Origin of the sequence: Microbacterium psychrotolerans (assembly GCF_031085295.1) — a bacterium.
Classification (GTDB): Bacteria; Actinomycetota; Actinomycetes; order Actinomycetales; family Microbacteriaceae; genus Microbacterium; species Microbacterium psychrotolerans.
In genome coordinates, this window is sequence record NZ_JAVFWO010000002.1 from 129,582 (window position 1) to 155,455 (window position 25,874).

The 25,874-nt window shown below is 69.0% G+C and carries 28 protein-coding genes; 18 read left to right on the forward strand and 10 right to left on the reverse strand.

What is annotated here, in order from left to right:
• Positions 1-3 precede the first annotated feature (3 nt).
• The 7 genes from Q9R08_RS05235 to Q9R08_RS05265 all read left to right on the forward strand — a co-directional run bounded on the left by Q9R08_RS05235 (position 4) and on the right by Q9R08_RS05265 (position 6,760).
• Entirely contained in the window at positions 4-636 is a 633-nt protein-coding gene (locus Q9R08_RS05235; protein ID WP_308866815.1) for a hypothetical protein, read from the forward strand.
• Positions 636-1,445 carry a fibronectin type III domain-containing protein gene (locus Q9R08_RS05240; protein ID WP_308866816.1) on the forward strand — a complete coding sequence of 270 codons (810 nt, stop codon included), beginning with the start codon at positions 636-638 and terminating at the stop codon, positions 1,443-1,445. The genes Q9R08_RS05235 and Q9R08_RS05240 overlap by 1 nt, the downstream gene beginning before the upstream one ends.
• 18 nt (positions 1,446-1,463) lie before the next feature.
• The gene (locus Q9R08_RS05245) at positions 1,464-3,479 is read left to right on the forward strand and encodes a peptidoglycan-binding protein (RefSeq protein ID WP_308866817.1); all 2,016 of its coding nucleotides are present in this window, start codon (positions 1,464-1,466) and stop codon (positions 3,477-3,479) included.
• A gap of 123 nt (positions 3,480-3,602) precedes the next feature.
• On the forward strand, positions 3,603-4,100 hold the full coding sequence (locus Q9R08_RS05250; protein WP_308866818.1) for a hypothetical protein: 498 nt from the start codon (positions 3,603-3,605) through the stop codon (positions 4,098-4,100).
• Positions 4,097-4,603, forward strand: coding sequence for a hypothetical protein (locus tag Q9R08_RS05255; protein ID WP_308866819.1), 507 nt, complete (start codon positions 4,097-4,099; stop codon positions 4,601-4,603). Before Q9R08_RS05250 ends, Q9R08_RS05255 begins: the two co-directional genes overlap by 4 nt.
• Positions 4,600-4,989 carry a hypothetical protein gene (locus Q9R08_RS05260; RefSeq protein ID WP_308866820.1) on the forward strand — a complete coding sequence of 130 codons (390 nt, stop codon included), beginning with the start codon at positions 4,600-4,602 and terminating at the stop codon, positions 4,987-4,989. The genes Q9R08_RS05255 and Q9R08_RS05260 overlap by 4 nt, the downstream gene beginning before the upstream one ends.
• Positions 4,990-5,020: 31 nt before the next feature.
• Positions 5,021-6,760, forward strand: a complete 1,740-nt coding sequence (locus tag Q9R08_RS05265; protein ID WP_308866822.1) for a hypothetical protein — start codon at positions 5,021-5,023, stop codon at positions 6,758-6,760.
• Here Q9R08_RS05265 and Q9R08_RS05270 read toward each other — a convergent pair.
• The 4 genes from Q9R08_RS05270 to Q9R08_RS05285 form a co-directional block, all read right to left on the reverse strand.
• Positions 6,741-7,559 (reverse strand): SGNH/GDSL hydrolase family protein, encoded by an 819-nt coding sequence (locus tag Q9R08_RS05270; RefSeq protein WP_308866823.1) that lies wholly within the window; start codon positions 7,557-7,559, stop codon positions 6,741-6,743. The two genes, Q9R08_RS05265 and Q9R08_RS05270, sit on opposite strands and share 20 nt — an antisense overlap.
• Before the next feature lie 92 nt (positions 7,560-7,651).
• Positions 7,652-7,978, reverse strand: coding sequence for a hypothetical protein (locus Q9R08_RS05275; RefSeq protein ID WP_308866824.1), 327 nt, complete (start codon positions 7,976-7,978; stop codon positions 7,652-7,654).
• 254 nt (positions 7,979-8,232) lie between these two features.
• Entirely contained in the window at positions 8,233-8,445 is a 213-nt protein-coding gene (locus tag Q9R08_RS05280; protein WP_308866825.1) for a hypothetical protein, read from the reverse strand.
• A 9-nt stretch (positions 8,446-8,454) separates the two neighbouring features.
• Entirely contained in the window at positions 8,455-8,874 is a 420-nt protein-coding gene (locus Q9R08_RS05285) for a hypothetical protein (protein ID WP_308866827.1), read from the reverse strand.
• Between the two features lie 75 nt (positions 8,875-8,949).
• On the opposite strand from Q9R08_RS05285, the gene Q9R08_RS05290 reads away from it, so the two are divergent.
• Complete coding sequence (locus Q9R08_RS05290; protein ID WP_308866828.1) at positions 8,950-9,159, forward strand: DUF3263 domain-containing protein; 210 nt, start codon at positions 8,950-8,952, stop codon at positions 9,157-9,159.
• Here Q9R08_RS05290 and Q9R08_RS05295 read toward each other — a convergent pair.
• Positions 9,119-9,313 (reverse strand): hypothetical protein, encoded by a 195-nt coding sequence (locus Q9R08_RS05295; protein ID WP_308867701.1) that lies wholly within the window; start codon positions 9,311-9,313, stop codon positions 9,119-9,121. The genes Q9R08_RS05290 and Q9R08_RS05295 overlap by 41 nt on opposite strands.
• A 154-nt stretch (positions 9,314-9,467) precedes the next feature.
• Between Q9R08_RS05295 and Q9R08_RS05300 the strand changes: the two genes are divergently transcribed.
• The 5 genes from Q9R08_RS05300 to Q9R08_RS05320 all read left to right on the forward strand — a co-directional run bounded on the left by Q9R08_RS05300 (position 9,468) and on the right by Q9R08_RS05320 (position 12,377).
• Complete coding sequence (locus tag Q9R08_RS05300; RefSeq protein ID WP_308866829.1) at positions 9,468-9,716, forward strand: helix-turn-helix domain-containing protein; 249 nt, start codon at positions 9,468-9,470, stop codon at positions 9,714-9,716.
• A 147-nt stretch (positions 9,717-9,863) separates the two neighbouring features.
• Positions 9,864-10,274, forward strand: a complete 411-nt coding sequence (locus Q9R08_RS05305; protein WP_308867665.1) for a TadE/TadG family type IV pilus assembly protein — start codon at positions 9,864-9,866, stop codon at positions 10,272-10,274.
• Positions 10,249-10,803, forward strand: a complete 555-nt coding sequence (locus tag Q9R08_RS05310; protein WP_308866830.1) for a TadE family protein — start codon at positions 10,249-10,251, stop codon at positions 10,801-10,803. The genes Q9R08_RS05305 and Q9R08_RS05310 overlap by 26 nt, the downstream gene beginning before the upstream one ends.
• A complete protein-coding gene (locus tag Q9R08_RS05315; RefSeq protein ID WP_308866832.1) occupies positions 10,800-11,249 on the forward strand; it encodes a pilus assembly protein TadG-related protein in 450 nt (149 codons plus the stop codon). Before Q9R08_RS05310 ends, Q9R08_RS05315 begins: the two co-directional genes overlap by 4 nt.
• A 303-nt stretch (positions 11,250-11,552) precedes the next feature.
• Positions 11,553-12,377, forward strand: coding sequence for a serine protein kinase RIO (locus Q9R08_RS05320; RefSeq protein ID WP_308866833.1), 825 nt, complete (start codon positions 11,553-11,555; stop codon positions 12,375-12,377).
• 63 nt (positions 12,378-12,440) lie between these two features.
• Here the strand turns inward: Q9R08_RS05320 and Q9R08_RS05325 are convergent, their stop codons facing one another.
• Complete coding sequence (locus Q9R08_RS05325) at positions 12,441-16,286, reverse strand: S8 family serine peptidase (RefSeq protein WP_308866834.1); 3,846 nt, start codon at positions 16,284-16,286, stop codon at positions 12,441-12,443.
• Between the two features lie 122 nt (positions 16,287-16,408).
• Between Q9R08_RS05325 and Q9R08_RS05330 the strand changes: the two genes are divergently transcribed.
• On the forward strand, positions 16,409-17,383 hold the full coding sequence (locus tag Q9R08_RS05330; protein WP_308866835.1) for a MarR family transcriptional regulator: 975 nt from the start codon (positions 16,409-16,411) through the stop codon (positions 17,381-17,383).
• 21 nt (positions 17,384-17,404) lie between these two features.
• Here Q9R08_RS05330 and Q9R08_RS05335 read toward each other — a convergent pair whose 3' ends face one another.
• Together Q9R08_RS05335 and Q9R08_RS05340 are read right to left on the reverse strand one after the other, a co-directional pair.
• Positions 17,405-17,737, reverse strand: coding sequence for a hypothetical protein (locus tag Q9R08_RS05335; protein ID WP_308866836.1), 333 nt, complete (start codon positions 17,735-17,737; stop codon positions 17,405-17,407).
• Positions 17,734-19,065 carry an MFS transporter gene (locus Q9R08_RS05340; protein ID WP_308867666.1) on the reverse strand — a complete coding sequence of 444 codons (1,332 nt, stop codon included), beginning with the start codon at positions 19,063-19,065 and terminating at the stop codon, positions 17,734-17,736. Before Q9R08_RS05340 ends, Q9R08_RS05335 begins: the two co-directional genes overlap by 4 nt.
• A gap of 25 nt (positions 19,066-19,090) precedes the next feature.
• Here Q9R08_RS05340 and prfB point away from each other — a divergent pair, with 25 nt between their 5' ends.
• The 4 genes from prfB to smpB all read left to right on the forward strand — a co-directional run bounded on the left by prfB (position 19,091) and on the right by smpB (position 22,933).
• Positions 19,091-20,203 carry a peptide chain release factor 2 gene (gene prfB / locus Q9R08_RS05345; RefSeq protein WP_308866837.1) on the forward strand — a complete coding sequence of 371 codons (1,113 nt, stop codon included), beginning with the start codon at positions 19,091-19,093 and terminating at the stop codon, positions 20,201-20,203.
• A gap of 114 nt (positions 20,204-20,317) precedes the next feature.
• Positions 20,318-21,460: a cell division ATP-binding protein FtsE gene (ftsE, locus tag Q9R08_RS05350; RefSeq protein WP_308866838.1), complete on the forward strand. Its 1,143-nt coding sequence runs from the start codon at positions 20,318-20,320 to the stop codon at positions 21,458-21,460.
• Positions 21,457-22,371 (forward strand): permease-like cell division protein FtsX, encoded by a 915-nt coding sequence (gene ftsX / locus Q9R08_RS05355; protein ID WP_308866839.1) that lies wholly within the window; start codon positions 21,457-21,459, stop codon positions 22,369-22,371. The genes ftsE and ftsX overlap by 4 nt, the downstream gene beginning before the upstream one ends.
• 85 nt (positions 22,372-22,456) lie before the next feature.
• Positions 22,457-22,933, forward strand: a complete 477-nt coding sequence (gene smpB / locus Q9R08_RS05360; protein ID WP_163617463.1) for an SsrA-binding protein SmpB — start codon at positions 22,457-22,459, stop codon at positions 22,931-22,933.
• A 13-nt stretch (positions 22,934-22,946) separates the two neighbouring features.
• Here the strand turns inward: smpB and Q9R08_RS05365 are convergent, their stop codons facing one another.
• Together Q9R08_RS05365 and Q9R08_RS05370 are read right to left on the reverse strand one after the other, a co-directional pair.
• A complete protein-coding gene (locus tag Q9R08_RS05365; RefSeq protein ID WP_308866840.1) occupies positions 22,947-24,425 on the reverse strand; it encodes an MFS transporter in 1,479 nt (492 codons plus the stop codon).
• A gap of 79 nt (positions 24,426-24,504) precedes the next feature.
• Entirely contained in the window at positions 24,505-25,860 is a 1,356-nt protein-coding gene (locus tag Q9R08_RS05370) for a M20/M25/M40 family metallo-hydrolase (RefSeq protein ID WP_308866841.1), read from the reverse strand.
• Positions 25,861-25,874: the final 14 nt, after the last annotated feature.

Below are 25,874 nucleotides of genomic sequence, written 5' to 3' on the forward strand. Positions count from 1 at the left end.
CACATGGCGATCACATCGCGCGGCTATGAGGGCACGATCGATTACGAGGACTGGGCGATCGTCACGTCCCACTTCGGGTCGCAGTACAGCGTGTTCGGGGCTGATGCGTTCAGTGCCGCGGCGGGGGCGAGTGACCGTGAGGTCGTGCTGCAGCCGGGCCGGGCGGCAGGGCACGGCATCCTCGACGACTCGGACGCGACGATCTCGGTCGTCGGCGGCACGGTCGCGACCGGGAGCCGGTGGGATCTGATCGCGTTGCGGCGGAACTGGGCGACGGGTGCGACGACGCCCGTGATCATCGCAGGCTCGGCGGCGAAGGCGATCCCGGCGCGTGAGAACGATCCGGGGGAGGAAAAGGACGACCAGCCGCTGTGGCTTGCTCGGTTCTCGGCCGGGCAGACGGCGGTGCAGGAGCTCGTCGACCTGCGGTGCTGGTTCGGCGACGGTGGCATGGTCGCGAAGGACCTGCTCGCACGCGACTACCTCACGAGGATCGGCACGCGGATCCGCATCCAGGGCATCTCCTGGATGCTCGCGTTCGACGGTGCAACCCCTGCCTGGGTGCCTGACTCGGTGTACGTCGGCGCGACCGCTCCGCCGTACTTCCCGAACCTTGGCTGGCTGAAGGTGCCGTAATGGCTACCGCGGAAGGGCAACTGAACGGCGCCCGCGACTACCGCGTGCGCCTCGACATCTGGTACTCCGGCGTCCAGGACTGGAACGCGAACACATCCCGGTTCGACTGGAACGTGTGGCTCATCGACGCGGCCGGTTACGGGTCGTGGACGAACTCCACATGCTCTTGGTCGGCGTCGATCGGCGGTGTCGGCTACGGCGGGAACTTCACGATTCCGTCGAACACCGCAGGCCAGTCGCGGATCGTTGGCTCCGGGTCGACATGGCATGGTCACGACGCCAACGGGTACCGGCCGGGCTTCCCGAGCAGCGCGTTCATCAGTGTGCCGCATTCGAACATCGGTTCCGGCGGCTCGGGTGACGCATGGGTCGACGCCCCTCGCATCCCGGTCCGACCGTCCGCGCCGGGTCAGCCGACGTTCTCCGAGCTGGGGCCGACATCGGTGCGGGTGTCGTGGCCCGCCTCGGCTGACAACGGCGGGCAGGCGATCAACGGGTACCTGCTGCGTCGGCGCTCGTCTGCGCCTGCCGACGGGCCCGGGTACATCGACGTCAGCGCGGAGGCGAACACCTCGCGTCTGGTCACCGGGCTCACTCCCGGGCAGATCCAGTTCTTCACGGTCTACGCGTACAACGGCCGCGGCTACTCGCCGAAGTCGCTCGACTCGTCGATCACAACTCTCTCAGGCGGACGTGTCGGCAAGGACGGCGCGTATCCAAGCGCCCAACTGTTCGTCGGTAAGGACGGGGCGTACCCGACTGCTGAGTCTCGCGTCGGCAAGGACGGCGCATTCGTCAATCCGGTCTGACCGGGAAGGGGCACCATCATGCGTTATGCCAACGGGTCGCAGACACGACCCCGAGTCTCGTCTCCGTTCGGCCCGCGCAAGGCGTCGGGCGGAGCGTCCTCGTTCCACCGGGGTGCCGATCAGACGGGCATCGGCGCGGTTCGCGCGAGCGCCGCCGGTCGAGTCGTCGTCACAGGCACCCCCTCGGGATGGTCGGCCGGCGGTCGTCAGGTCTGGATTCAGCACGACGGGTGCTTCTCGAAGTCGCTGCACCTCGCCTCCTGGGCCGTATCGAGCGGACAGTGGGTCAACGAGGGCGACATTATCGGCGCCGAAGACACGACCGGGACCGCATCGGGGAAACACCTGCACCAGGAGATCACTCCTGGTGCGTTGCACTACCGCAACGAGGGTCAGGTCGACCCGATGGCGTACATCGCCGCCCGCCTGACCACCGGCTCGACCGCAGGAGGTGCGAACGGCTGGTACGCCTCGAACGGAGGCGCGGCGTACATCACCCGCATCCAGGAGCTGCTGAAGGCGGTCGGCTACTCGATCACGGTCGACGGCAAGGACGGCCCGCAGACGCAGGGCGCGGTTCGAGACTTCCAGTCGAAGAACGCGCTGACCGTCGACGGCATCGCCGGCCCGTTCACGAAGGCGGTGCTCGAGCAGAAGGCGGCGCACGATGTCGGGCGCAACGCGATCCCGGAGAAGCGGTCGGCCGCCGACATCCAGCGGCTCGTCGGCGCAAATCCTGACGGCATCTACGGACCCGACACGACGGCGAAGGTTAAGGCGTGGCAGTCGGCGAACGGGCTGACCGCGGACGGCATCTGGGGCGACCTCTCGGACGCGAAGGGCTTCCCGCCCCCGGCGGCGAAGCTGGAGGTCGACGGCAACCTCGGCGAACTCACCATCAAGGAGTTGCAGCGGTCGCTCGGCTTCACGGGCGAGGACGTTGACGGCCAGATCGGCCCGAAGACGACGGCCGCGATGAACGCCGCGCTCGGTGTGACGGGGAACTGGGACGCGACGATCCGCGCGATGCAGCAGTTCCTCGGTGTGCACATCGACGGCGACTGGGGACAGGAGACGACCCGAGCGCTGCAGACGCTCCTCAACAACGGGAAGAAGCTGGGCGCGGTCGTCGACCCGGGTCCGCCAGCGCCGCCTGCGGGCACCGGGCGCAACGCGACGTCGCGGCCGAACTCGGCGATCCAGGAACTCCTGAAGCGGGAGGGACTGTACGCCGGAGACATCGACGGGCAGTACGGCCCGGCGACCACGGCCGCGGTCGTCGCGTACCAGTCGAAGCACTTCCTCGAGCCGGACGGCATCTGGGGGACGGCGTCGGACGGGATCGGGTTTCCGCCCGCCGGGTCGATCTTCGGCATCGACTACTCGTTCGCACGACCCGATCCCGTGATGCTCGCACAGCGGGGAGTGAAGCTGGCGGGTCGTTACCTGTGGCCGGCGCGGCACGCCTCGAAGGGGATCACGCGGGGCGAGTACGACGCGCTGGCCGCGGCGGGGATCGCGACGTTCTTTATCTACGAGGAGGACGGGAAGGAGCTGCTCGGAGGCCGCGAAGCTGGTGTGCGGGTCGCAGGGCTCGCAGAGGTCGAGCTCGCTGCGCTCGGCCTCGCCGGCCATCCGATCTACTTCAACGTCGACTACGACGCACCCGCGACCGACATGCCGAAGATCCTCGACGCGCTCGATGGAATCGCATCGGTGATCGGGAAGGACCGCGTCGGCCTGTACGCCGGCTACGGCCCGCTGAAGGCAGCGTTCGATGCGGGGAAGATCGCCTGGGGTTTCCAGACGTACGCGTGGTCCGGCGGCAAGTGGGACCCGCGTGCGCAGTTGCAGCAGTGGGCGAACGGACAGTGGGGTGGCTCGGTCGACTTCACCCGGGCGATGGTCGCTGAGTTCGGACAGAACCCCGTGACTCCCGATCCGGAACCCGAGCCAGACATGACGTCGATCCCGACGCCGCTCGCGAAGCAACTGTGGGAGTGGCTGAAGGGCGTATTCGGAGGCGGATCGTGACTCGGCGGCAGAACTATCAGCACGCGCAGACGGGTCGGGTTTGTGGCGGGGTGGGCGTTCCGCTCGTGCTCATGGTTCCGTTCCTCGCGGTGCTCGCGTTCGTCGTCGGGATGGCGGTCCCTCATGGGTAAGCGGCCGACGCCGACCTGGGTCGCGAAAGTGAATGAGCCCGTCATCACCGACCGGTCGGTCGATCTCGTGTTCGTCGCGTACTGGCTGTGCTTCACGTGGTGGGGTGTCGCGTCCCTGATCGCCGGGGTTCCGACGATTCAGAACTCGACGACGGCGGTGTATGAGCTCTGGTGGGGTGGGTCGATCACCGGCCTATCGTTCATCGCCGCTCTCGCCGCCGCGTCGACTTTCATCTCGACAACAGACGTGAAGAAGCGGGCTCGGCGAAAGACGATCGAGATGAGCGCGGTGCTCATGCTGACCGGCTTTCTGTTCGTGTACCCGATGCTCCTGATCGTCGCGGCGGCGCAGGGGGATCAGGGTCGGGTCGCGATCGTCGCGCTCGGGTTCCAGTACCTCCTATTTCCGGCGTGGCGTGCGCGCCACCTGTTCAAGCGCATCAGGGCGTTGCGCGAGTTGCACGTGCCGACCGAGGAGGGGGCGACGTGATCGCAGTGATCCTGGCTGCGGCGTCGGCGAGCACCAACCCTCTCGGTACGTGGGCGATCGTCGGCGGCATCCTGTCACCGTTTCTCGCGATCGGCGCCGCCGTGCTCGCGTCGGTGTTCTCACGCCGGACGGGCCGGGAGCAGAACCAGACGTCGGAGCGCGCCGTGCAGGTAGACGAGAAGGAAGCGCACACCGCCGAGATCGCCATGATCATCGACGGGTTCTCCGCGTCGCTCAAACAGGCACAGGCCGACCTGGGCGGCGCCCGCACCGAGCTGCGGGAAGCGCGCGACGAACTCGCACACGCCCTGCAGGACAACGCCGCGTTGCGTCGCCGGGTGGTCGGGTACGGCAAGCAACTGCGCGAAATGCTCTTCCACATCCTGGCCCTCGAACTGCTGGTGCCGAATCCGCCGGGACCGCCTTCGCGTCCCGACTGGGACCCATGGCCCGACGACTTCGAGGACACCGAAAACCCCAACGACCCGAGGAGGTCAACATGAAGAAGTTCGTCGATTGGTTCACCGCGGAACGCCGACAGGCGATCCAGGTGGCCCTCGGGTCCCTCGCCCCGTTGTCCATCCTTCTCGGCTTCGGCACAGAGGGTGCCTGGGAGCAGTGGCTCATCATCATCGGCGCTGCGATGCAGGCCGTGTCCTCGTTCGTGAGCCTGGTGAACGTCCGTGACGCGAACACCGCGTGGGCGATCGTGCGCGGTGCCATCTACCTGCTCGCTTCGACCGTCTCCCCGGCTTTGGTGGCGCTCGGCTACCTCGACCAGGCGACATCCGCGACCGTGCTGGTGGCTGTGTCGCTCGGCCTCGGCGCGCTGTCGAATCTGCTAGCCATCCTCATCGGCAAGCAGCAGCAGTACGAGCTCGCCGCCTAACCGAACCCTGACGACCTGAGAGGAGAGCCCGATGGCGGTTCAGGATCGATTCGACACCCCGATTGCGTACAACCCCGACGGGAACGGTGGGGAGGGGGAACTCGTCCCGAATGCGGTGTTCGAGGTGTACGCCGTTGACGACGTCTCATTCACGACGCCGCTCGCAGTGTTCGAGCCTGCATCTGGCGCCGCGATTCCGACGCTCAGGTCGTCGAGCATCGGCGTTCTTCCTCAGTTCGCGGTCGCCGGTTCACCGAGCGAGGTGGTGCTGAAGTCCGGATCGTTTGCGACCCGGCTGCAGTCCCGCTTCGGCGTGCTCACCGAGGCGGGCTTCGATCCTGAGGCGGTCGCGGTTGCGGTCGCTGCGGCCCCGACAGCGGTGGCTGCACGCGACGCGGCTCTCGCAGCGCAGGCCGCGGCGGAGGCCGTGCCTGTCTCGAACGACGGCATCGTCAAAGCACTCGTGGAGGACACGGACTCCGAGACTGCGGCCGCACTCTCGGCCAAGATTGCGGGAGCGATCGAGGTGGAGCTGCCAGAGGCTGGTGCGCCGCTGTTCGACCCGCTCAACGAGGCGAGGCGGCTCTTCCAGGACCGGGCGCGATTCGACCTTGAGCAGTTCGCGAAGAGGGCTACGGCGGCATGGTCGGATGGCAACTCGTGGTTCGTGCAGGGCATCACGAAGGACCGGACGCGGCTCATCGCTACCAAGACGGATGACGTCGCGGGACTCGCTATCGGCCACTCGGATGACGACGGCTTGACGTGGACTCTCGATGAGAACCTGCCGGTCGCGAACGCCAAGCGGATCGGTGACCTTGTCGTGCTCGACAACGGCGAGATCGTCGTCTGCGCGCTGAACGCCGCACCGTCAGGCCCCTATCGGTCGTACATCTACAAGTCGAGCGGGTTCGCCGCTAACCCCGCGACGGCCACGTTCTCACTGGTGTTCTCGACGCCGTTCGCGCAGCAGAACACTTCGCCGACGAGCCAGTACCGCGGCTTCGCGTACGACGGGGCAGCGCGGATCATGGGCGTTTGGTACGACAAGAAGACCGACAACTCCGGCGGCGTCCCGAACGACGCGGGCGTGCGTGCGCGGCTGTCGACCGATCGCGGGGACACGTGGACCGAGGTCTTCAACCTCCACACGTTCCTCACCGCGCTCGGCGTGAACACGCTCGCCTCCGGGTATCACGTTCACTCGTGCGCTTACGACCCGATCTGGGATGCCTGGTGGATCAGCTACGGCGACTTCACCGGTTCTGCTGGCGAGTCCGGCATCGTGTACAGCCTCGACAACGGTGCGACGTGGGAGATCGCGTACCGCGGTACCGGGCCATGGCAGTCGGTCTCGATCTACCCGATGCTCGACTACATCTTGCTGATGGGCGACGGTGGAGCATCGTCGGGCGTGAACCGGATCGCGCGAGGCGACAGCCGCGGCGAGATCGGAGCGCTGTCGAAGGGCTATGCCCCGCCGTTCATGACCGCCATCGGGCACAAGGGGCAGGACGCGCTCGCGCCTGGACACTGGGTGCTGTTGACGATGTCGCAGATCACCGGCACCGACCGGCTGTCCCGACTGATGGCGACCGCAGACGGCAAGAAGTTCTTCGAGCTGTACGTCGACTCGACGTACACGGTGTCGGGAGTCTCAGGGTTCCGATACGTCGTCGGGCCGACCGCCTCGGGGAAGCTCGTCGCGACCTCGGTGTCTGACGGCCGTTACGCGGGGACGTCGTCCCTGCTCACTGTCCAGGTGCCGTGATGAACATCTGCGACAGCACCTTGTCAGCGATCGCCTTGTGTCCTGCATCGTTCGGGTGGCCGTCGTCCGTCGCGGTGCCGGCGTAGCTCGGGTCACCGACCTGCGCCCGGTTCCGCGGCTGGTGCGTCGCCGAGATGTCGACGTACTCGCCGCCCGCCGCCTCGCACGCCTCCTTGACGGTGGAGTGGTAGCCGGGCTTCCAGCTCGCCGCGAACCACGGCGACAGGCAGATGAGGGCGCCGGTCGGTGACGACGCGCGGACCTTCGCGAGCAACGCGGGGTACGTCTGCTGGAACCCCTCGACGCCCGCCTCGGCCATCGCGTCGTTGTTGCCGAGCATCACCAATGTGAGGTCGGCGGGCGGGATGTCGAGGGTGAGGGCGTCGCTGCTGCGGCGTCCCGGCTCGGCGAGCATCGCCACCTCGACGGGGCCCGTCTCGGTAAGCTTCGCGGCGAGCACGTTCGGCCACGTTGCCTCGACCGTGGTCGCGTAGCTGCCGGCTGTGACGGAGTCGCCGATAAAGGCAACCGTGTAGGGGCGGTCGGCGGGGAACACGATCTGCGCCTTCGCGGCATTCTGCTTGTCGATCCGCTCCTGCTCGAACTGGGCGTTCTGAGCCGCGGCTTCCGTAGCGATGCGCTCCGTCTCGCGTTGCATCTCCGCGGCGCTCCGGTCGGGCTGGTTGATCTTGTTGACGACGAACACTCCGAACCCCGCGACAACGATCGCCAGGACGGCAACTCCGATCACCACGATGAGGCGCTGCGGGTCTCGATGGCGGCGGCGACGTTTTCCCATGCGATCAGGGTAGTCGAGCGCAGCAAACCGCCTGGCCATCCGCTATCGCTATCGAACGCAGTACTCACGATGCCCCCTCGGGCTCGACTCCTTCACGGAGCCGGGTTCGAGGGGGCGTTTCGTCGTGTAACCGCGTTCCTCCACACGACGGTGTCGATCGCACCACCGGGTCCGTCCCATGCGACGACGACTACGCGGTCGTTCCAGCCCCTCGCGAACGCGGGAATCCGTTCGGCGGGCCGGTCGGGCCAGGACACCCACGCCCACACCGCTGGCGCTGATCGACCTGTCGGCACCCACTCGAGCTGGTTCGGGCCGTAGGCGGCGGCCGGCAGGGTGGTGGGCCGCGCTGGTGCTTCTGCGATCCGCTTGTCGTTGAGGGCGTCGTAGTGCGCCTCATATCGACGATTCTTTGTCACGGGGGTGGCCGGGATCCTTCCTCCGGCCGAGGGTTAAAGGGTACGCGCCCACCACCGACATCACGACGGGTGTACGCTCACGTTCGCGACCCTCCCAGGCGAGACACACGACCCGGGGAGGGTCGCGCCACGTCCGCGCCGCGCGCTACGGTTCCCGCATGGGGAATCTGGGGGATTCGTTTCTGCCTGCGTTCTGGCAGGGCATCGGGATCATGTTGGGCGGGCTGTGGCAGGGGATGCTCGATAACCCGTGGCTATTCGCCTTGCTCGCGTTCATCATCGTCGGTGGGCTCTACCTGCAGTTCGCTCCTCGGCGCCGTCGACGTCGCTCCCGCTGACTCGACCTGCTCGATGTCGCCGTCCCACCCGCTGACCTCGTGCAGATAGGCAGCGAACGCCGCCCCGTACTCGCCCGGTTGGATGTGGTGCTGCTCGCAATATTCATCGAACGACGGCCGCTGTGTCATGGCGCTGGCCTACTCGGTGCGTTCGATGATGATCGAGGCGCCGTCGTCGGGATGATACGTCCAGGACGCCTCGTATCCTTCCCACTCGTCGGACTGGCGGCCGTCCAGCGCACGGGTCTGGCCGATCTTCGACGCGACCGCGGTCGGCGCATCGAGCTTCTTCAGCACGCACTGCACGTTTTCTAGTTGCACGGGGCTGTTCAGGTTCTGCCCCACCCCGGTGAGCTCGATCGCCTGTCCATCGTCGAGGATCTCCGAGTAGTCGGCCACGCCGCAGGCGAGCGCGACCCCCTTGAAGTGAAGCTTCGGATCAGTTGTCGGAGTCGGCGACGACTCCGACTCAGCAGCTGTGCCGCCCGACGCACATCCGGTGAGTGCGAGCACGGTGATCAAGAGCGCAACCCCGGTGTAACTGCTGTGCTTCCCCATGGGCGTGAGCATATCCATCAGCGGTGGAGCGCGGCAGGGTGCCGATGTCGGTGCCTCTCGGCAGGATCGTCTCTCGTGACTCCTGCCGATCTGCTCGACTTCGAGCGCACCTGGCCTCGCCACTCACACGCCAAGGAGAACGCGATCCGGGCACACGGACTCACGCCGGCCCGGTACTACCAGCTGGTGCACCGGGCCGCAGCGTCGCTCGAGGGGCAGGCGCATGATGCGCTGACTGCGCACCTCATCCTGCGACGGGCAACTCCTTCGGCGTTTCGCGGGTGATGTGGGCGAGGACGGCGAGATCCAACCCCAGCAGCATCTGTAGTCGCACGAGTAGTTCGCATGTGACGGGCTCCGACGTTGCGATCACGTCGGTCAGTCCGAGCCGTGCGGCTGCTGTGTTGATGTTGTCGATGTTCAGGACAATCTGCGGCACCTGTCTGTTTCTCTCCACCTACCCCCGCGTCCGGTCCGCCGTTCGGCCGGATCGCGTCCCCCAGGAAAGGCCTCTCCCACGAGGAGATTAGTTCACTTGAACTAGCCCGAGCGTCACACGGGTGAAACGTTGCCGCACCGATACGTTCGTGCGCGTGTCACCGGGGAACGTCACACGACTGTCGAGCGTCATTGCCGAGGCGCTCGATCGCGCCTTCGCGGAGTCGGGGATGACTCAGGGGGATGTGGGGGAGGCGTCTGGCATCTCTCAATCGCAGGTGTCGAAGTATCTGCGCGGGGTTCGCGTGCCGGACATCGACGTGCTGGACGCGCTGTGCACGGCGCTCCGTCTGGATGTCGCGGTGGTCGTGAAGGACGCGCAGGAGCGTCGGTCCCGGAAGTAGGTGTTCACGCACCATTCATGCTGATGACCGCCGGGCTGGTCGTCGTGATCTGGGCCATGGCCGGTCCCGCACTCGCCGAGCTGTTCGAGCAGGCCATCAGCCGCGTCTCCGGGCTCTGACGCCGTGCGCACGGCCGTGGCCGGGGCGATGCGGGCGGTGCGTTCGCGGGTCGCCGCCGACGTGTGCGACGACGCCGGTGCGAGTCCGGTCGAGTTCGTCCTCGTGGGCACGCTCCTCACGGTTCTGACGCTCGGCGTACTGCAGTTCGGACTCGCCGTGTACGTGCGCAACGTGGTGCACGATGCGGCCGTCGAGGGCGCCTACCACGCCGCGCTCGCCGACACGACGCTGGAAGAGGGCGCACGGCGCACACGCGAGATCGTGAGCCGCACGATCGGCGGCGAGTACTCCGCCGATGTCGCCGTGGGAGAGACGTCAGCGCTCGGCCAGGAGACGGTCGAGATCCGGGTCACGGCGACGCTGCCGCTGATCGGCCTGCTCGGCGCCCCGCGTTCACTGGAGGTGACGGCGCATGCGCCCGTCGAATCGTTCGACTGAGGCGCACGGCGCCGGGTGCCCCCGCCGCGGCGGCGGCGCCCGCGGTCCGAGTGCCGGTGCGAGATCGAGCCGCGACAAGCAGTGCACGCGGACGGCGCCCGACGACGCCGAAGCCGGCTCGGCGGCGCTCGAGTTCATCCTGGTCGGGCTGCTGCTCCTGGTGCCCTTGGTGTACCTGGTGGTGTCCCTCGGACTCATCCAGGGTCAGAGCCTCGGCGCCGAGGCCGCGGCTCGCCACGTCGCGCGTGCCGTCGCCACGGCGGTCGACGCAGAGGATGCGCGCGCCCGCGCGGATGCCGTGATCGCCGCCGTCTCCGACGAGTACGGGCTCGACGACGTCGACCTCACGATCGAGTGCACGCCCGCGGGAGCGACGTGCCCGCGTGCGGGCGCCACGCTGCACGTGACCGTCCGGACGGTGGTGGCGCTGCCCCTCGTTCCGCCGGTACTCGACCTCGACCGCATCGCCGCGATACCGATCGAGGCGGCGGGCGCGCACAAGGTCTCCCGGTTCTGGAGCGAGCGATGAGGGCGTGGCTACGGACCTGCGCACGCGATCGCAACGTGCTGGTCGACGACGACGAGGGCAGCGTGCTGATCCTGACACTCGGCTATGCGGTCCTCGCGATCGCGGTGATCCTCGTCTGCACCGCCGCGACCAGCCTCTATCTCGCCCAGAAGCAGCTGGCCGCGGTGGCGGATGCCGCAGCCCTTGCCGCAGCCGACGGCTTCGAGCTCTCCATCGTCGGCGGTGAGCCGCTCGCAACGCTGACCGATGGCGGGGTGCACCAGACGGCCGCGGCGATGGTGGGGGAGATCGGAGACGATGCGCGCCTCATCTCGGCGACCACTCCCGACGGCGTCTCGGCCCGCGTGACGGTCGCCGGGCAGTGGCATCCGCCGATCGTGACCGTGTTCGTGCCCGACGGCGTGGCGCTCGAAGCGACCGCGACGAGTCGCACGGCGCTGCGCTAGCACCCGGCGTGACTGCGGGCCGCCATCCGCGACGCCGCCACGACCGCGGAGCCCTCGCCCCGTCGGCCTCGCCAGCCGCTGCCCTTGCGGCCTCGACCAGCCGGGCGAGCGAGAAGACGCCCGAAATCGTGATGGATGCCGATCCCGCGCTCCGCTACAGTGAGGCGAGTCGGTGCCGCGGCACCCCGATCGGAAGGAGGAACACGATGGCTGTCTTCGTCACGCCCTGTGTCCTGATCCCTTCCCTCGAGGTCGCCCGCACCCACTGATATCGGCGGCCTCCGATCCTGGAGTGTCCAACCGATGTCATCCGTACGCCTCGACGCGTCCGCATCCGTTCTTCCGCCGGAGCTCGAGCCCGGCCCCGATCAACGCTGGTCCACGTGGCAGGCTTCTTCTCCCACTCAGCGCGGCCCCCTGCCGCACCCGGACTGGCTCGTGACCGCGTCGGGTGCTTTCGACACCGAGCTCGGCATCGTCAAGACGGGCAAGGAAGCCGACGTGCACCTCATCGAGCGTGCCGTCCCCGGCACTGCCGGAGTGCTCCTCGCCGCCAAGCGATACCGCAGCTCCCGGCACAGCGACTTCCATCGCTCGGGGAGCTACGAGGAGGGGCGCACGATGCGCAACACCCGCGACGCCCGCGCGGTGGGCCGCAAGTCCGCGTACGGCCGTACCGTGGCAGCCGGCCACTGGGCGGTCAGCGAGTTCGACGCGCTGTGCCGGGCGTGGCGGGCCGGTGTTCCGGTGCCGTACCCGGTGCAGATCAGCGACACCGAAGTGCTCATGGAGTTCGTCGGCGACGGCCGGGCCGCCGCGCCGCGACTCGCACAGAGCCGGCTTCACGGAGAGGAGCTGAGGGATGCGTTCGACCAGGTCGTCGCCGTTCTCGAGGCCTTCGCGCGCGCCGGCTTCGCACACGGCGACCTGTCGCCCTACAACCTGCTCGACCACGAGGGACGCGTGGTGGTGATCGATCTGCCGCAGATCGTCGACGTCGCCGCCAACCCGCAGGGGCTCGACTTCCTCTACCGCGACGTCGTGAACGTGTCGACGTGGTTCGCGCGGCGCGGTCTCGACAACGATCCTGAGAACCTGTTCGCACACCTCGTCAGTGTGATGTGGTGAGCTTCGGCAGACGCACGAGAGGCCCGATCACGGGGTGACCGGGCCTCTCGTGGGTGACCTACGTCAGCGCACGCCCTTGGCGGGAGTCGCCTGGAAGGCCTTCTCGATCTCCTGCGAGAACGTGTTGCCCGCGGCATCCTTCGCCGTCACGCGCAGGTCGACCCAGCCGCCCTTGTCCGACACCGGGATCTGAGCGGCATAACCGCTGACCCAGGCACGCGACTTCACGAAGATGTCGCCGTCGCCCTCGACCGCGCCGGCCGGGGCATCCGTGGCCGCGGGCTTCAGTGCGACCGGCTTCCACTCGCCGCCCGCGGTACGGGCTTCGAGTGTCGCGTCGGTGATGGCACCGGCGGGGACGGTGCCGGCGACGTGGCCGAGTTCGAGACCGAGCGGGATGCTCGATCCCTTCCGGCGGCCCTCGCCGACGAGGTTCTCGACGTTGACATCGACGTCGTAGTACGCCTGGATCATCGGCAGGAGCCGCTGCGTCCAGTCGCCCAGCTTGCCCTCGGAGCGGAAGGTCCACTCGCTGACGGTCTTCGTGGATCCCTCGAGGTGGGAGCCGTCGTGGGTCGCGGTGCTCACCACGCGCCAGTCCTGCTCACCGTCGGGGAGGTCGTAGACGTTCACGCCCTGGCTCGCAGCCTGCTTGACCAACTGCCCGTCGATGTAGATGTCGGCCGACTGGTGCACCGTTGACGGCTCCATCCAGGTGTCGAAAGCGCCCGTGTGCTCGGGGTCCCCGCCGTCCGCCCAGCTCGGGATGTTCACCTGCGCGTAGTCCGAGACGCGGTACGGCACCCAGTAGCCGGTCGCGACATACGGGCGCACGATGCCGCCGAAGTACTCGACCTCGAGCTGCTGACCCGGCTCGTAGGCGCGCAGCTTGTCGCGCATCTCCCAGCGGACGGACTCGACGCCGACGCCCTGGTTCCAGCGCAGACCGTCGGTGTTCACCCACTCCTCGCGCACCGTGCCGCGCTCGGCGCGCATGAAGTAGCCCGAGCCGTACTCGGCGCCCGGCACGAAGTCATAGCGGAATTCGCCCATGAGCTCCTTCTGGCCGTGGTACGTCGTATCGATGCGGGCCAGGTTCTTCGGCGCGTACGCGAGGTCGGTCGGGATCTCGCCGTCGCTGTAGCGGGCGATGTCGTAGACCACATCCGGGTACGAGTCGCCGACGGCCTTCACCGTGACCTTCTTCTTCGCCATGTCGGCGAGGAGCTGGCGCCCTTCGACGCCGCTGATCGCGGCGACCGCGATCGGCGCATCCGTCTCGAAGTCGTCCGAGCCCACCCACGTGCTCAGCTCACCGTCGGCGTTGTTGACGAGGATCAGCAGCTTCGCACCGGCCGCAGCCGCGTTGGCCGCCGCCTGCCCGGGTGAGACCTGGCCCGAGACCGTCGCGACCGCGACCTTGCCCTGTACGTCGATCGCAGCGAACTCGTCGGGGGTGCCGTTGCCGGCGTTCACCGCCGAGGCCTTGATCTCGCCGTCGAGGAAGGTCGATCCGACCTGCAGGATCACATCGAGCGGCTTCTTGCCCGCCGTCACCGAGAGCATCGGCTCCCACAGTCGCCAGCGCGTGGTGAAGTCGAACTCGGCGTCGTCGACCTTCATGGGTTGTGCCCACATCTCGTCGATGAGTACCGGCATGATGGCGCTCGCCGAGAAGTCGTCCGCGTGGAAGTCCATGCGGCCGAATGCCTGTTCGAGGTCGTCGCGGCCGACGTCGACCGTGATTTCCTTCGCCGTGCGGGCGTCGAGGGCGGCCGTCGCGTTCTGCGTGAGGGTCAGCTTGGGATCGCCGGTGAGCACGCTCGCGACGGTGTCGGGCGTGCGGTTGATGTCCATGTAGGACATCACCGTGTAGTCGCCCTTCATGAGGCGCAGCGTCGTCTCGCCTTCGACGAGAACGGGCTCGGCCCACTGTGCGGCGGCGTCCCACAGCAGCGCGTACACGCTGACGGGCTCCCCGTCGAAGCCGGTGGCCGTGATCGTGAGGTCGTAGCGCTCGGCCTCGGCGATCGTACCGAGCGCGGTCCGCGTGACGGCCGCGCCGTCGACGGAGCCGGTCAGCGTGCCCGACAGCTGGGTGCCCGCGGGCACCTTGGCAGGGTCCACCGTCATCGTGACCGATGCGGTGCCGCCGGCGGGGATCGTGAGCGACTCGGCGTCGATCGCGAGCGCGTCGAACGCGATTCCGGCCGACAACGGGCCGGGACCCTCATCGCCGCCACCGGGCGTCGTGTCGGTCAGCGTCGCCTCGAGAGCGACGGTGATCTCGGCATCCGTGCGGTTGGTGTACTCGACGGTGCGCTCGACGGGGGTCGGCTCCTCGCCCCACATGAGCATGCCGAAGTCGCCTGAACCGGAGGCGACGACGGGCGCATTCAGTGCGGCGTCGACGTTGATGACGCCCGTGCCGCCCTGGTACGACGTGTAGCCGAGGTCGGTCGCGGTGCTCGCGAGCGCCGCCTTGAGCTGCGCAGTCGTGAGCTCGGGGTGCGCGCCGAGCAGGATCGCCGCGGCGCCCGCGACATGCGGGGTGGCCATCGAGGTGCCGCTCATGGTGATGTACGAGCCCTCGCCGCCGCTGTCGGCGGAACGCGCCGCCGTGACCTGGCTGCCGGGGCCGGTGACGTTCGGCTTCAACGCACCCGAGCGGGAGAGGGGACCCTGGCTCGTGAAGTAGGAGAGGTCGCCGGACGGGTCGTCCACCGATCCGACGGTGAACGCCTGCTCGGCGGAACCGGGGGCGCCGATCGACTCGGGGGAGCCGGCGTTGCCGGCGGCGACGACGAACAGCGCCCCGGTCTCCTCGGCGATCTGGTTGAGCGACTCGGCCATCAGGTCCTTGCCGTCGGACGCTGACTGGGAGCCCAGGCTCATCGAGACGATCGGGGCGTTCTGACCGGCCCACTCCATCGCCTCGATGATCCACGAGTCCTGGCCGTAGCCGTCCGCGCCGAGCACCTTGCCGATGAGCAGGTCGGCGCCGTCGGCGACACCGCGGTGGGTGCCGTCCGACGCGGCGCCGGTGCCCGCGATCGTCGAGGCGACGTGCGTGCCGTGACCGTTGGGGTCCCAGGCGACCTCTTCGCCGGGCACGAAGCTCTTCGAGCCGTCGAGGATGTGGCCCTGCAGGTCGGGGTGGGTGTCGTCGATGCCGGTGTCGAGCACCGCGACGGTGACACCCTCACCCGTGTAGCCCTGGGCCCACGCGGCGGGGGCGTCGATGTAGGGCACGCTCGAGTCGAGCGTGGAGCGCACCTTGCCGTCGAGGTGGATGGCTTCGATGCCGTCCGCCAAGGTCGGCGTGGCCGAGAACGTGCGCGCCGAGGCCGCGGTGAGCGACTGCCACGCGGCCGCGGCGTCATCGTGACCGAGCGTCGCAGCGGCGCCGCCGATGCTCTCGAGCGGCGCGACGACCTCCAGGCCGGGAACAGGCGCGGAGAAGGTGCGGGCCTCCCCACCGTTCTGCTCGACGATGACAGGAGTGGCATCGACCGAGGCGTCGTCGTAGCCGTACTCGATCAGCAGCGACACGTTGAACAGGTCCTCGTCGAGGGCACCTGAGGCGAGATAGGGCATCGCGCCCTGGGGCACGACGTGCAGGTCGTCGCCCACTTCGTACGTCTGCACGCCGGCGCCGTCGACAGCCGTGTCCACGTCGACGGTGTGGGTTCCGTCCGACATGTCCGTGACAGTGACGCGGTCACCGGTGATGAGGGTGACGGTGTGTGCCTGGCCGGCCGTGGCTTCGGCAGTGGGGGCGGCAGGCGGGGTGGGGGTGGCCGCCGCCGGCAGGGTCGCGAGGCCGATGCCCGCGATACCGATCGCCAGTCCGCTGGTGGCGGCGACGATCGGGCGCAGGCGGCGACCGATGGGCTGGGTTCGTGACATGCGCGAGCCTCTCGGGTGTGGGGATCCGTGTATCCCCACCTTCGTCGCCCGCTCGCCTAAAGTGGATGGCGGAGAAACGCCATGGCCTGCATCCGCCACGCTCGGCGGGTGACGATGAGCGCATGGGGGAGAACACCGTGCTCGACGCGCTCGGCCTCGACGAGGCCCACACCGCCGTCTATCGGTGCGTGCTGCAGCAGCCGTCGGCGTCGATGAGCGAGATCGCCGCGGCGCTCAGCATGTCGCTCCCTCGCGTGCGCCCGATGGTCGTCGAGCTGGAGCGCCTCGGGCTGCTCGCGCGCCAGGCCTCGAGCAGTGACCGGTTCGTGGCGTCGCCGCCCTCGATCTCGCTGCGTCCGCTGCTGCTCGAGCGCGAGCGCGGGCTCACCCGCGCGCACGAGGCGCTGGTCGAGCTGAGCGATCTGTACCGTCGCTCGGTCGAGCAGCGCAGCGTGGCCGACGTGGTGGATGTCGTCATCGGCGACGACGCCGTACGGCAGCGGGTGGCTCAGCTGCAGGCTGCCTCCATCGACCAGGTCCGCGTGCTGGTGCTGCACGAGATCGCGCTGGTGAGCGGGGAGGACAACATCGAGGAGGACCGGGCGCTGGCGCGAGGCGTCCGCTACCGCGTCATCGTCGAGAGCGCGGTGCTGGAGCGGCCGGGCTTTCTCACCGCGGCACGCGAGATGGCGCAGATCGGCGAGGAGATCCGAGTGCTGCCCACCCTGCCGACGCGGATGTTCATCGCGGACGACCAGATGGCCCTGGTGCCGATGCATTCGCAGGGCGAGGACGAGGGGTTCGGTGCCCTGCTCATCCACCCGAGCGGCCTGCTGGACCTGGTGACCTCGATCTTCGAGGAGTACTGGCGGGCGGCCACCGAGTTCCTGCCCATCGCCGCCGCCCCGACGACAGAGGAGGTGGATCGCGACCTTCTGCGACTGCTCCTCCTGGGAGTGACGGATGCCGCCGCCGCTTCTCAGCTCGGCATCTCGCTGCGTACGGTGCAGCGCCGGGTCGCCGACCTCATGGACGCCGCGGGTGTCACCACCCGCATGCAGCTGGGCGCGGAGGCCGTGCGCAGATCCTGGGTCTGACGCGGCGCCGCCCCGCCGTCGCTACCAGCCCTGGGTGTTGAACCACTCTTGACGGCGGCTGATCTCAGCATCCGTCTCGCTGTCGTCCGAGGTGTCGTGCGGGACGAGTCGGCCGTCGCCGTCCAGCTCGACGAACCGATGACACACCGGGCACAGCGCGCGGCCGTCGGGGAATCCGTCGGCGAGGGCGGCCGCGGGCGTGCCGCGCTCGCCGGAGCCCGGGCAGCGGGCGGGGTCGGCTGCGGCATCCGTCCACATGATGGTGCGGTGCCGGTGCAGCCCCGCATGGCCGAGCGGACGCGTGCAGCGCCGGCCCGCGCTGCGGCTGCGGCAGAACCGCACGACGTCGGTCACGGCCGCGTCCGGGGCACGTACCGCGGCACCCAGCGCACGAAGGCGAGTGCGCCGACCAGTCCGATCACTCCCATGGCTCCGGTCGCGACGGCCAGCGACGCCGCCGCCGCGATCGCCGACACGAGCAGCGGCGCGACCGCCCCGCCGGCGTCGGTGAGCGTGCGCCACGAGCCGAGGAACGCCGCCGGATCGGACCGCGGAGCGACATCGGCGCCGAGGGTGAGCAGGATCCCGCTCGACAGCCCGTTGCCGACGCCGAGGACCGCGGCGAACATGGCGAACCACATCGGCGCCTGCGGGAGGTCGTGGGTGAAGGCGAGGGCGATGAATCCAGCGCCCATCAGGATCATCGCCGGCAGCGCGGCCCACAGGCGCCCGAAGCGGTCCATCACCTGGCCGCTGGCGTAGAACAGCGCGAAGTCGATGGCGCCCGATATGCCGACCACGAGGGCGATGGTCTGCGCGTCGAGTCCGAGCGAGACTCCCCAGAGCGGAAGCACCACCTGCCGCGCCGAGCGGACGGCGGAGAGGGATGCCGCGGCCAGGCCGAGTGTCGACAGCACGCGGCGGTGGCGCCACATGGTCCGCAGCACGCCGGTGCCGGGATCCGTCGCGCTGCTCGGTGTCGTCGGCGACCGCGACCCCTTGGCGCGGCGGAGGGGGATCGAGCCGGTGACGGGCTCGCCGGTGTCTTCCGCGGCGACGGCGTCGTCCTCGGCCGTCGAGGTGTCGAGGAACTGCTTCTCAGGGTCAGGACCGAAGACCACCAGCAGCACCGTGGCGACCAGGCACGCGCCGAAGAACCAGATCGCGGCGTGCTCGTCGCCGAAGACCGCGAGGAGTCCGGCGGCGATGAACGGGCCGACGAACATGCCCAGTCGGAACGTGCCGCCGAGCAGCGACAGCGCGCGGGCGCGGAACGACAGCGGCACCCGCGTCGTCATGAACGAGTGGCGCGCCAGGCCGAATGCCGCCGCGCAGAATCCGATGAGGAACACGGCGATCGCGAAGATGCCGAGCGACGGGGCGAGCGCCATGCCCACGATTCCGGCGAGCGAGACGAGTCCCGCGATCGCCATGGTGAGGCGCTCGCCGATGCGCGCCACCGCCCAGCCGGCGGGGATGTTGCCGCACAGCTGGCCGACGACGAGCGCCGAGGCCACGAGGGCGGCCGTCGCGACATCCGCCCCGAGCTGCGCGGCGATGACCGGGATGAGCGGGATGACGGCGCCCTCGCCGAGCGCGAAGAGCACGGTCGGGCCGTAGACCATGGGGCCGAACCGCCACAGCACGTCCCTTGCGGTGGGGGAGTCGGCGCGATCGCTCATCGCTTCCACGTTAGTCTGGAGTGTCATGCTCGACTTCGATCCCTCCGCCGATATCCAGGCCCTGCGCTCCACGTTCGCCGACATCAAGGCCGTGGTCGACGTCGAGGCACTCACGAAAGACATCGCGCGACTCAGCGAGGAGGCCGGCGCCCCCAATCTGTGGGACGACGTCGAGAAGGCGCAGAAGGTCACCAGCGCGCTCAGCCACCGTCAGTCCGAGCTCAAGCGCGTCAACGATGTCGAGCAGCGTCTCGACGACCTCGACGTCCTCGTCGAGCTCGCCAACGAGATGGACGACGAGGACGCCGCCGAAGAGGCGCGTCGCGAGATCGCCGAGCTCGAAGACATCGTCAGCCAGCTCGAGGTGCAGACGCTCCTGGACGGAGAGTACGACGAGCGCTCGGCGGTCGTCACGATCCGCTCCGGCGCGGGCGGCGACGACGCCACCGACTTCGCGGAGATGCTGCTGCGCATGTACCTGCGCTGGGCCGAGCGTCACAAGTATCCGGTCAAGGTCATGGACACCTCGTACGCCGAGGGCGCCGGCATCAAGTCGGCGACGTTCGAGATCGACGCCCCCTACGCCTACGGCACGCTGTCCGTCGAGGCCGGCACCCATCGCCTCGCGCGCATCAGCCCGTTCGGCTCGGCCGACAAGCGCCAGACGAGCTTCGCCGCCGTCGAGGTCATCCCGGTGATGGAAGAGGCCGTCGAGGTCGACATCCCCGAGGGTGACCTGCGGGTCGACGTGTTCCGCTCCTCAGGCCCCGGTGGGCAGTCCGTCAACACCACCGACTCGGCCGTGCGCCTCACGCACATCCCGTCGGGCATCGTGGTGTCGATGCAGAACGAGAAGTCGCAGATCCAGAACCGCGCAGCGGCCATGCGCGTGCTGCAGACCCGTCTGCTCCTCCTGGAGCGCGAGAAGGAAGCGGCGAAGAAGAAGGAGCTCGCCGGCACGATCACCGCGAGCTGGGGCGACCAGATGCGCTCGTACTTCCTCTACGGCCAGCAGCTCGTCAAGGATCTCCGCACCGGCTACGAGGTGGGCAACCCCGCCATCGTCTTCGACGGCGACCTCGACGGCTTCATCTCGGCAGGCATCCGCTGGCGCAAGCGCAAGGACGACGACGACTGACCCGGAGTGCGCGACGCTTCGCCTCGCATCGCTCGCGACGCCGGGAAGACGGATGCCGCGACCGCGAGTGTCGCTGGACACGGTGACGGGGCAGCCGCATAGGCTCGTTAGGCCATGATCCGGTTCGAGAACGTCACGAAGCGCTTTCGCGGCACTTCCAAACCCGCCCTGAGCGATGTCGATTTCGAGGTGCTTCGCGGGGAGTTCGTCTTCCTCGTCGGCGCCTCCGGATCCGGCAAGTCCTCCTGCCTGCGTCTGATCCTCCGCGAGGAGACGCCGTCCGAGGGCCGCGTGGTCGTGCTCGGCCGCGACCTGCGCACGCTGTCGAACCGCAAGGTGCCGTACTTCCGCCGGCACATCGGCGCCGTCTTCCAGGACTTCCGGCTACTGCCGACCAAGACCGTCTTCCAGAACGTGGCCTTCACGCTGCAGGTCATCGGCTCGTCTCGCGCCTTCATCCAACAGGCGGTTCCCGAAGTGCTCGCCCTCGTCGGCCTCGCCGGCAAGGAGAAGAGGTTCCCTCACGAGCTCTCGGGCGGTGAGCAGCAGCGCGTCGCGATCGCCCGCGCGCTCGTGAACCGGCCGCAGATCCTGCTCGCCGACGAGCCGACCGGAAACCTGGACCCTGCGACGTCGATCGACATCATGCAGCTGCTCGCCCGCATCAACGCCGGCGGCACCACGGTCGTCATGGCCACGCACGAGGCCGGGTTCGTCGACCAGATGCAGCGCCGCGTGATCGAGCTGCGTCACGGCGAGATCGTCCGCGACGAACGTCACGGCGGGTACGGCGACCGGTCGGGGCTCCCGAGCCTGGCGCCGGAGCCGGAGCGCGGCGCCGCCGCGGTCGCCGCCCTCACCGCGGTGCTCGAGGTGCAGCGCGAGGCCGCGATCGCCGCCGCCGCAGGCCTCGATCCCACCGCCGTGCCGATGGACGACGACGAGGTCGTGACGCCGGAGTCGGATGCCGTGTCGCCGGGCGTCGCCGCCGCGGCAGCCGCGGCAGCGGAGGCCGCCACCGCCGCCGCACTCGCGGCCGACGAGCTGAGGAAGGCCGAGGCGCTCGAGCAGTCGGTCGAAGGCCCCGACGAGCCGATAGAGCCGGAGGCGGCGGCATCGCCCGCGCCGGCGCCCGCGCACACGCAGTCGATTCCGGTCATCGACCTCGAGCAGATCGAGGTCGCGGAACTGGGCCTCGCCGATCGGCTGGGCCTGGGCGAGACCGACCCCGATGACGAAGTGGGGCCCACCTCATGAGGTTCGGACTCATCATGTCGGAGGCCTTCACGGGCCTGCGACGCAACCTCTCGATGGTCGTCTCGGTGGTGCTCGTTACATTCGTGTCGCTGACCTTCGTCGGCGCGGCGATCCTGATGCAGATGCAGATCGGCACGATGCGCGACTTCTGGGTCGAGCGGGCGCAGGTCGCGGTGTACATGTGCACCACCATCTCGACTCCGGCCACGTGCGCGAACGGCGAGGCGACGCCGGAGCAGGTCGAGGAGGTGCGGGCGAAGCTGGAGGGCAGCGCGCTGGCGCCGCTCATCCGCGAGCTGACGTTCCTCGACCACCAGCAGGCCTACGACGAGCTGCTGCAGATCGCCGGCGAGGAGAACGCCAGCGTCATCACCGCCGACCAGGTCAACGAGACGTTCCGCATCACGCTGGTCGACCCCGAGCAGTCGGACGTCATCATCGAGGCGTTCAGCGGGATGCAGGGGGTGGAGCTGGTCAACGACCAGATGCAGTACCTCGACCCGCTGTTCTCCGCGCTGACGATCGCGACCTACATCGCCGTCGGCATCGCGGTGCTCATGCTCATCGCGGCGGTGCTGCTCATCGCCACGACGATCCGGCTGTCCGCGTATGCCCGAAGGCGTGAGCTCGGCATCATGCGGCTGGTCGGGGCATCCAACCGGTTCATCCAGACGCCGTTCATCCTCGAGGGCGTGTTCGCGGCATTGCTGGGATCGATCCTCGCGAGCGCGGCGGTCATCGCCGGGGTGCATTTCGGTGTCGACCAGTACCTGCGCAACCGCGTCGATTTCGTGACGACGTGGGTCGACATCGGAGATGCCTGGCTCGTGGTACCGGTCCTGATCCTCGTCGGCGTGCTGCTCGCGGCGCTGTCAGCCGGCTTCGCCATCCGGAGATGGCTGCGCGCGTGATCGCGCGCCTCCTCGCGGGGGTAGACTGACAGGCTGCCGTGCGCCCTTGGACACGACGGCGGTACGGCATCAACGAGGAGACATCATGCCCAGGGAACGCGGGGAGAAGGTCGTGGCGACCAATCGTCGCGCGCGCCACGAGTACGCGATCGAGAAGACGTACGAGGCCGGACTCGTGCTGACCGGCACCGAGGTCAAGTCGCTCCGCGAAGGGCGCGCGAACCTCTCGGACGGCTACGCGTACATCGACAACGGCGAGGCGTACCTCGACGCCGTGCACATTCCGGAGTACTCGCAGGGGCACTGGACGAACCACTCGTCCAAGCGCACGCGCAAGCTGCTCCTCCACAAGGAGGAGATCGTCAAGCTCTCGCACGCCATCTCGGCGGGCGGATACACGCTGATCCCGTTGAAGCTCTACTTCTCGGACGGTCGCGCGAAGGTCGAGATCGCGGTCGCGAAGGGCAAGCGCGAGTTCGAGAAGCGCCAGACGATCCGTGAGCGCGAAGACAAGCGCGAAGCAGAGCGGGCGATGCGCTCCCGCAACCGCCTCGGCGACTGAGCCGGAGCGGTGCCTATCGCACCACGGGTGCCGCGGCATCCGTCGCGTCGTGCGAGGCACGGTCGCTGAACGCCGTCTTCGGCACGAAGCACAGCAGCACGGCGGCGGCGAGCGCCGTCACGCCGCACACCACCCAGACGGTGAAGTAGCCCGAGAGCGACCCGGCCGTCCCCTCGGTGACGGCACCCGTGGCCCCCTGCAGGAGCGCGATGCCGAACACGCATGAGGCGATCGCCCCGCCGACGGTCTTGACCGAGTTGGTGAGGCCCGTCGCGACGCCGGTCTGCGTCGGCGGAGCAGCGGATGCCGCGGCCGCCGGCAGCGCCGCGACCAGAGCCCCCGAGCCGAGGCCGACGATGAGCATGTTGACGATGACCTGCGTGTACGTGGCGTGGAACGGCAGGAACATGAGGAACCCGATGCCGACGAGCATCGCGGCACCGATGAGCGTGAGGCGCGGGGCGGTCAGCCGTGAGATGAGCGGGTACAGCAGGGCGCCCGTGATCATCGCGATGAGGTAGACGCCGATGATGAGCGAGGTCTGGAAGCCCGTCGTACCCAGCCCGTAGCCGTAGACGTCGGGATCCGTGCGCGCGAAGGTGGACAGCGGCGCCTGCGCCCCGAGCACGCTCACGCCGAAGAGGCCCGCAGTGAGGAACACCGGGCCGAGTGCGGGGGAGCGGAACATCCGCACGTCGATGAGGGGGTCAGCCTGACGCAGCTCCCAGAGAGCGAAGGGTACGACGAGCAGCACGCCCAGCGCGGTCACCAGCCACGCCACCAGGTCGGCAGGCCCGTTCAGGCGCAACAGGCTGAGGCCTCCCGTGAAGGCGACGAGCGCGAGCGAGATGAGCACCAGGCCTACGTTGTCGAGGCGGCCGCCGGTCGGTTCGGGTGACTCCTTCACCCCGAACAGGATCACGAAGAAGCAAGCCACCACGAGCGCCGCCGGCACCAGGAGCACGATCCAGAGAGGGAGGCTGTCGATGAGCATGCCGCCGACGAGGGCGCCGATGATGGCGCCGGTCTCGAGCGCGGCGACGAGGAACCCGGCGGCGCGGGCGGTGATTGTCGCGCGGCCCTGCATGCGCCGGGAGCGCGACCAGATGAGGGCGATCTCGAGCGGGAGCCAGACGACGTAGAAGCCCTGGATCGCCCACGCTGCGAGGAAGATCGCGAACGAGTCGGTGAACGGCAGCACGAGGGATGCCGCGGCGGTGATGGCCGTCGACACGACGAGCATGCGCTTGTGGCCGACCATGTCACCGAGCTTCGCGAACGCCGGCACGACGAGCGCCGACAGCATGAGCTGCGTGCCTTCGAGCCAGTTCACGTCCGCGTCGTGCACGCCGAGGTGGCGGGCGATGTCGGTGAGCATGGGCGTGTAATAGCCCTGGATCACACCGCTCGTGAACTCGACGAACGCGAGGAAGCCGACGACGCTCGCCAGCGTGCCGATCGTGACGCGTGAGGACATCGCGCTGCGCGTCATCCGTGCTCCTTGCCTCTGGGCCCCAGACCCGTCCGAGCTCGCCGCCGCGATCCTTTAACCGGTCGAGGGGCGGCTGCGATCACTCTAAGCGCTGCAGGAGGGTGCGATGGAACAGTTCGCCGCGCTCGAGCGCCGCGATCTCGACGCGCTCGTCGACGCCGTGGATGGACGCACGCTGCGCCCTGCTCATCGCGAGCGGCGCGAAGCGGTAGACGGCGGGCGAGAACCGGTGGAAGTGCCGCGAATCGGTCGCTGCCATCATCACGTACGGAACCGTCGCGGCATCCGGATGCGACACCTTCACCGCGTCGGCGATCAGGGCGAACTGCGCGTTCTCAGTCGATGACTCCGGCGACGGCCCGTCGCCTTCCAGCACCTCGATCTCGACGTGACGGTCGGCGATACGCCGGCGTACGCGCTTCACGGTGCTCGGCACGGAATCGCCGAGCGCGATCCGCAGGTTGAGCGTGGCCGACGCCTGCGAGGGCAGCACGTTGGCCGCGGTCCCGCCCGACTGCATGGTCGCCGCGATCGTGGTCCGCACGAGCGCGGCCGGCTCACCGCCCATCGCGGTGAACACGCGCGAGGTCAGCCACGGCGTCGCCGCCAGCAGACGGTAGAGGCGACGAGGGATGCCCTCGGCCCGCGTCGCGAAGAGCTCGAGCATCCGGGTGACCGCTGCAGGGGTGCGCGCTCGGAACGTACCGGGCGAGAGGCGCTCGACCGCTCGGGCAATGCGCCGCACCGCGGTGCGCGCCGGGGGAGCGGATGCGTGGCCGCCTTCGCCGCGGGCGGTGAGCCGGAGAGTCAGTACCCCTTTCTCGCCCACGCCGACCATCGCCGCCCGTCCGCGCACGAACGGCAGGGGCGCGTTGACGACCGCACCGCCCTCGTCGAGCACCAGCCAGGGCTCGACGCCGCGGTCCCGGAGCGTCTCGGCGATGACGCGGGCCGCGCCGCCGAAGGTCTCCTCGTCGCCCCCGAACGACAGGTACACGTCGCGCGCGGGCGTGAATCCGGCCGCGAGAAGGTTCTCGACGGCATCCATCACCACGACCAGCGGCCCCTTGTCGTCGAGCGCGCCGCGACCGAACACCCAGCCGTCCTCGATGCGCCCGGCGAACGGCGGGTGCGTCCACGCGTCGCTCTCGTCCACGGGTACGACGTCGAAGTGCGCCATGAGCACGGTCGGCTGTTCGGGCACACGCCCACGCCAGCGGTACAGGATGCCGAGATCGCCGATGCGCTCTCGCTCAAGGTGATCGTGCGCGAGCGGGTAGAGCTCGACGAGCAGGTCGGCGAAGGCATCGAACGGCGCCTGCCCGCGGTCGGCCCGCTCAGCAGACACCGTGGGCAGCTGGATCATCCGTGACAGCCGCTGGGCGATCCCGGCCCGAACGACCTCGGGCGGCTCAGCCCCAGTCGGCGCGCCCATGGAACGCACCTCGC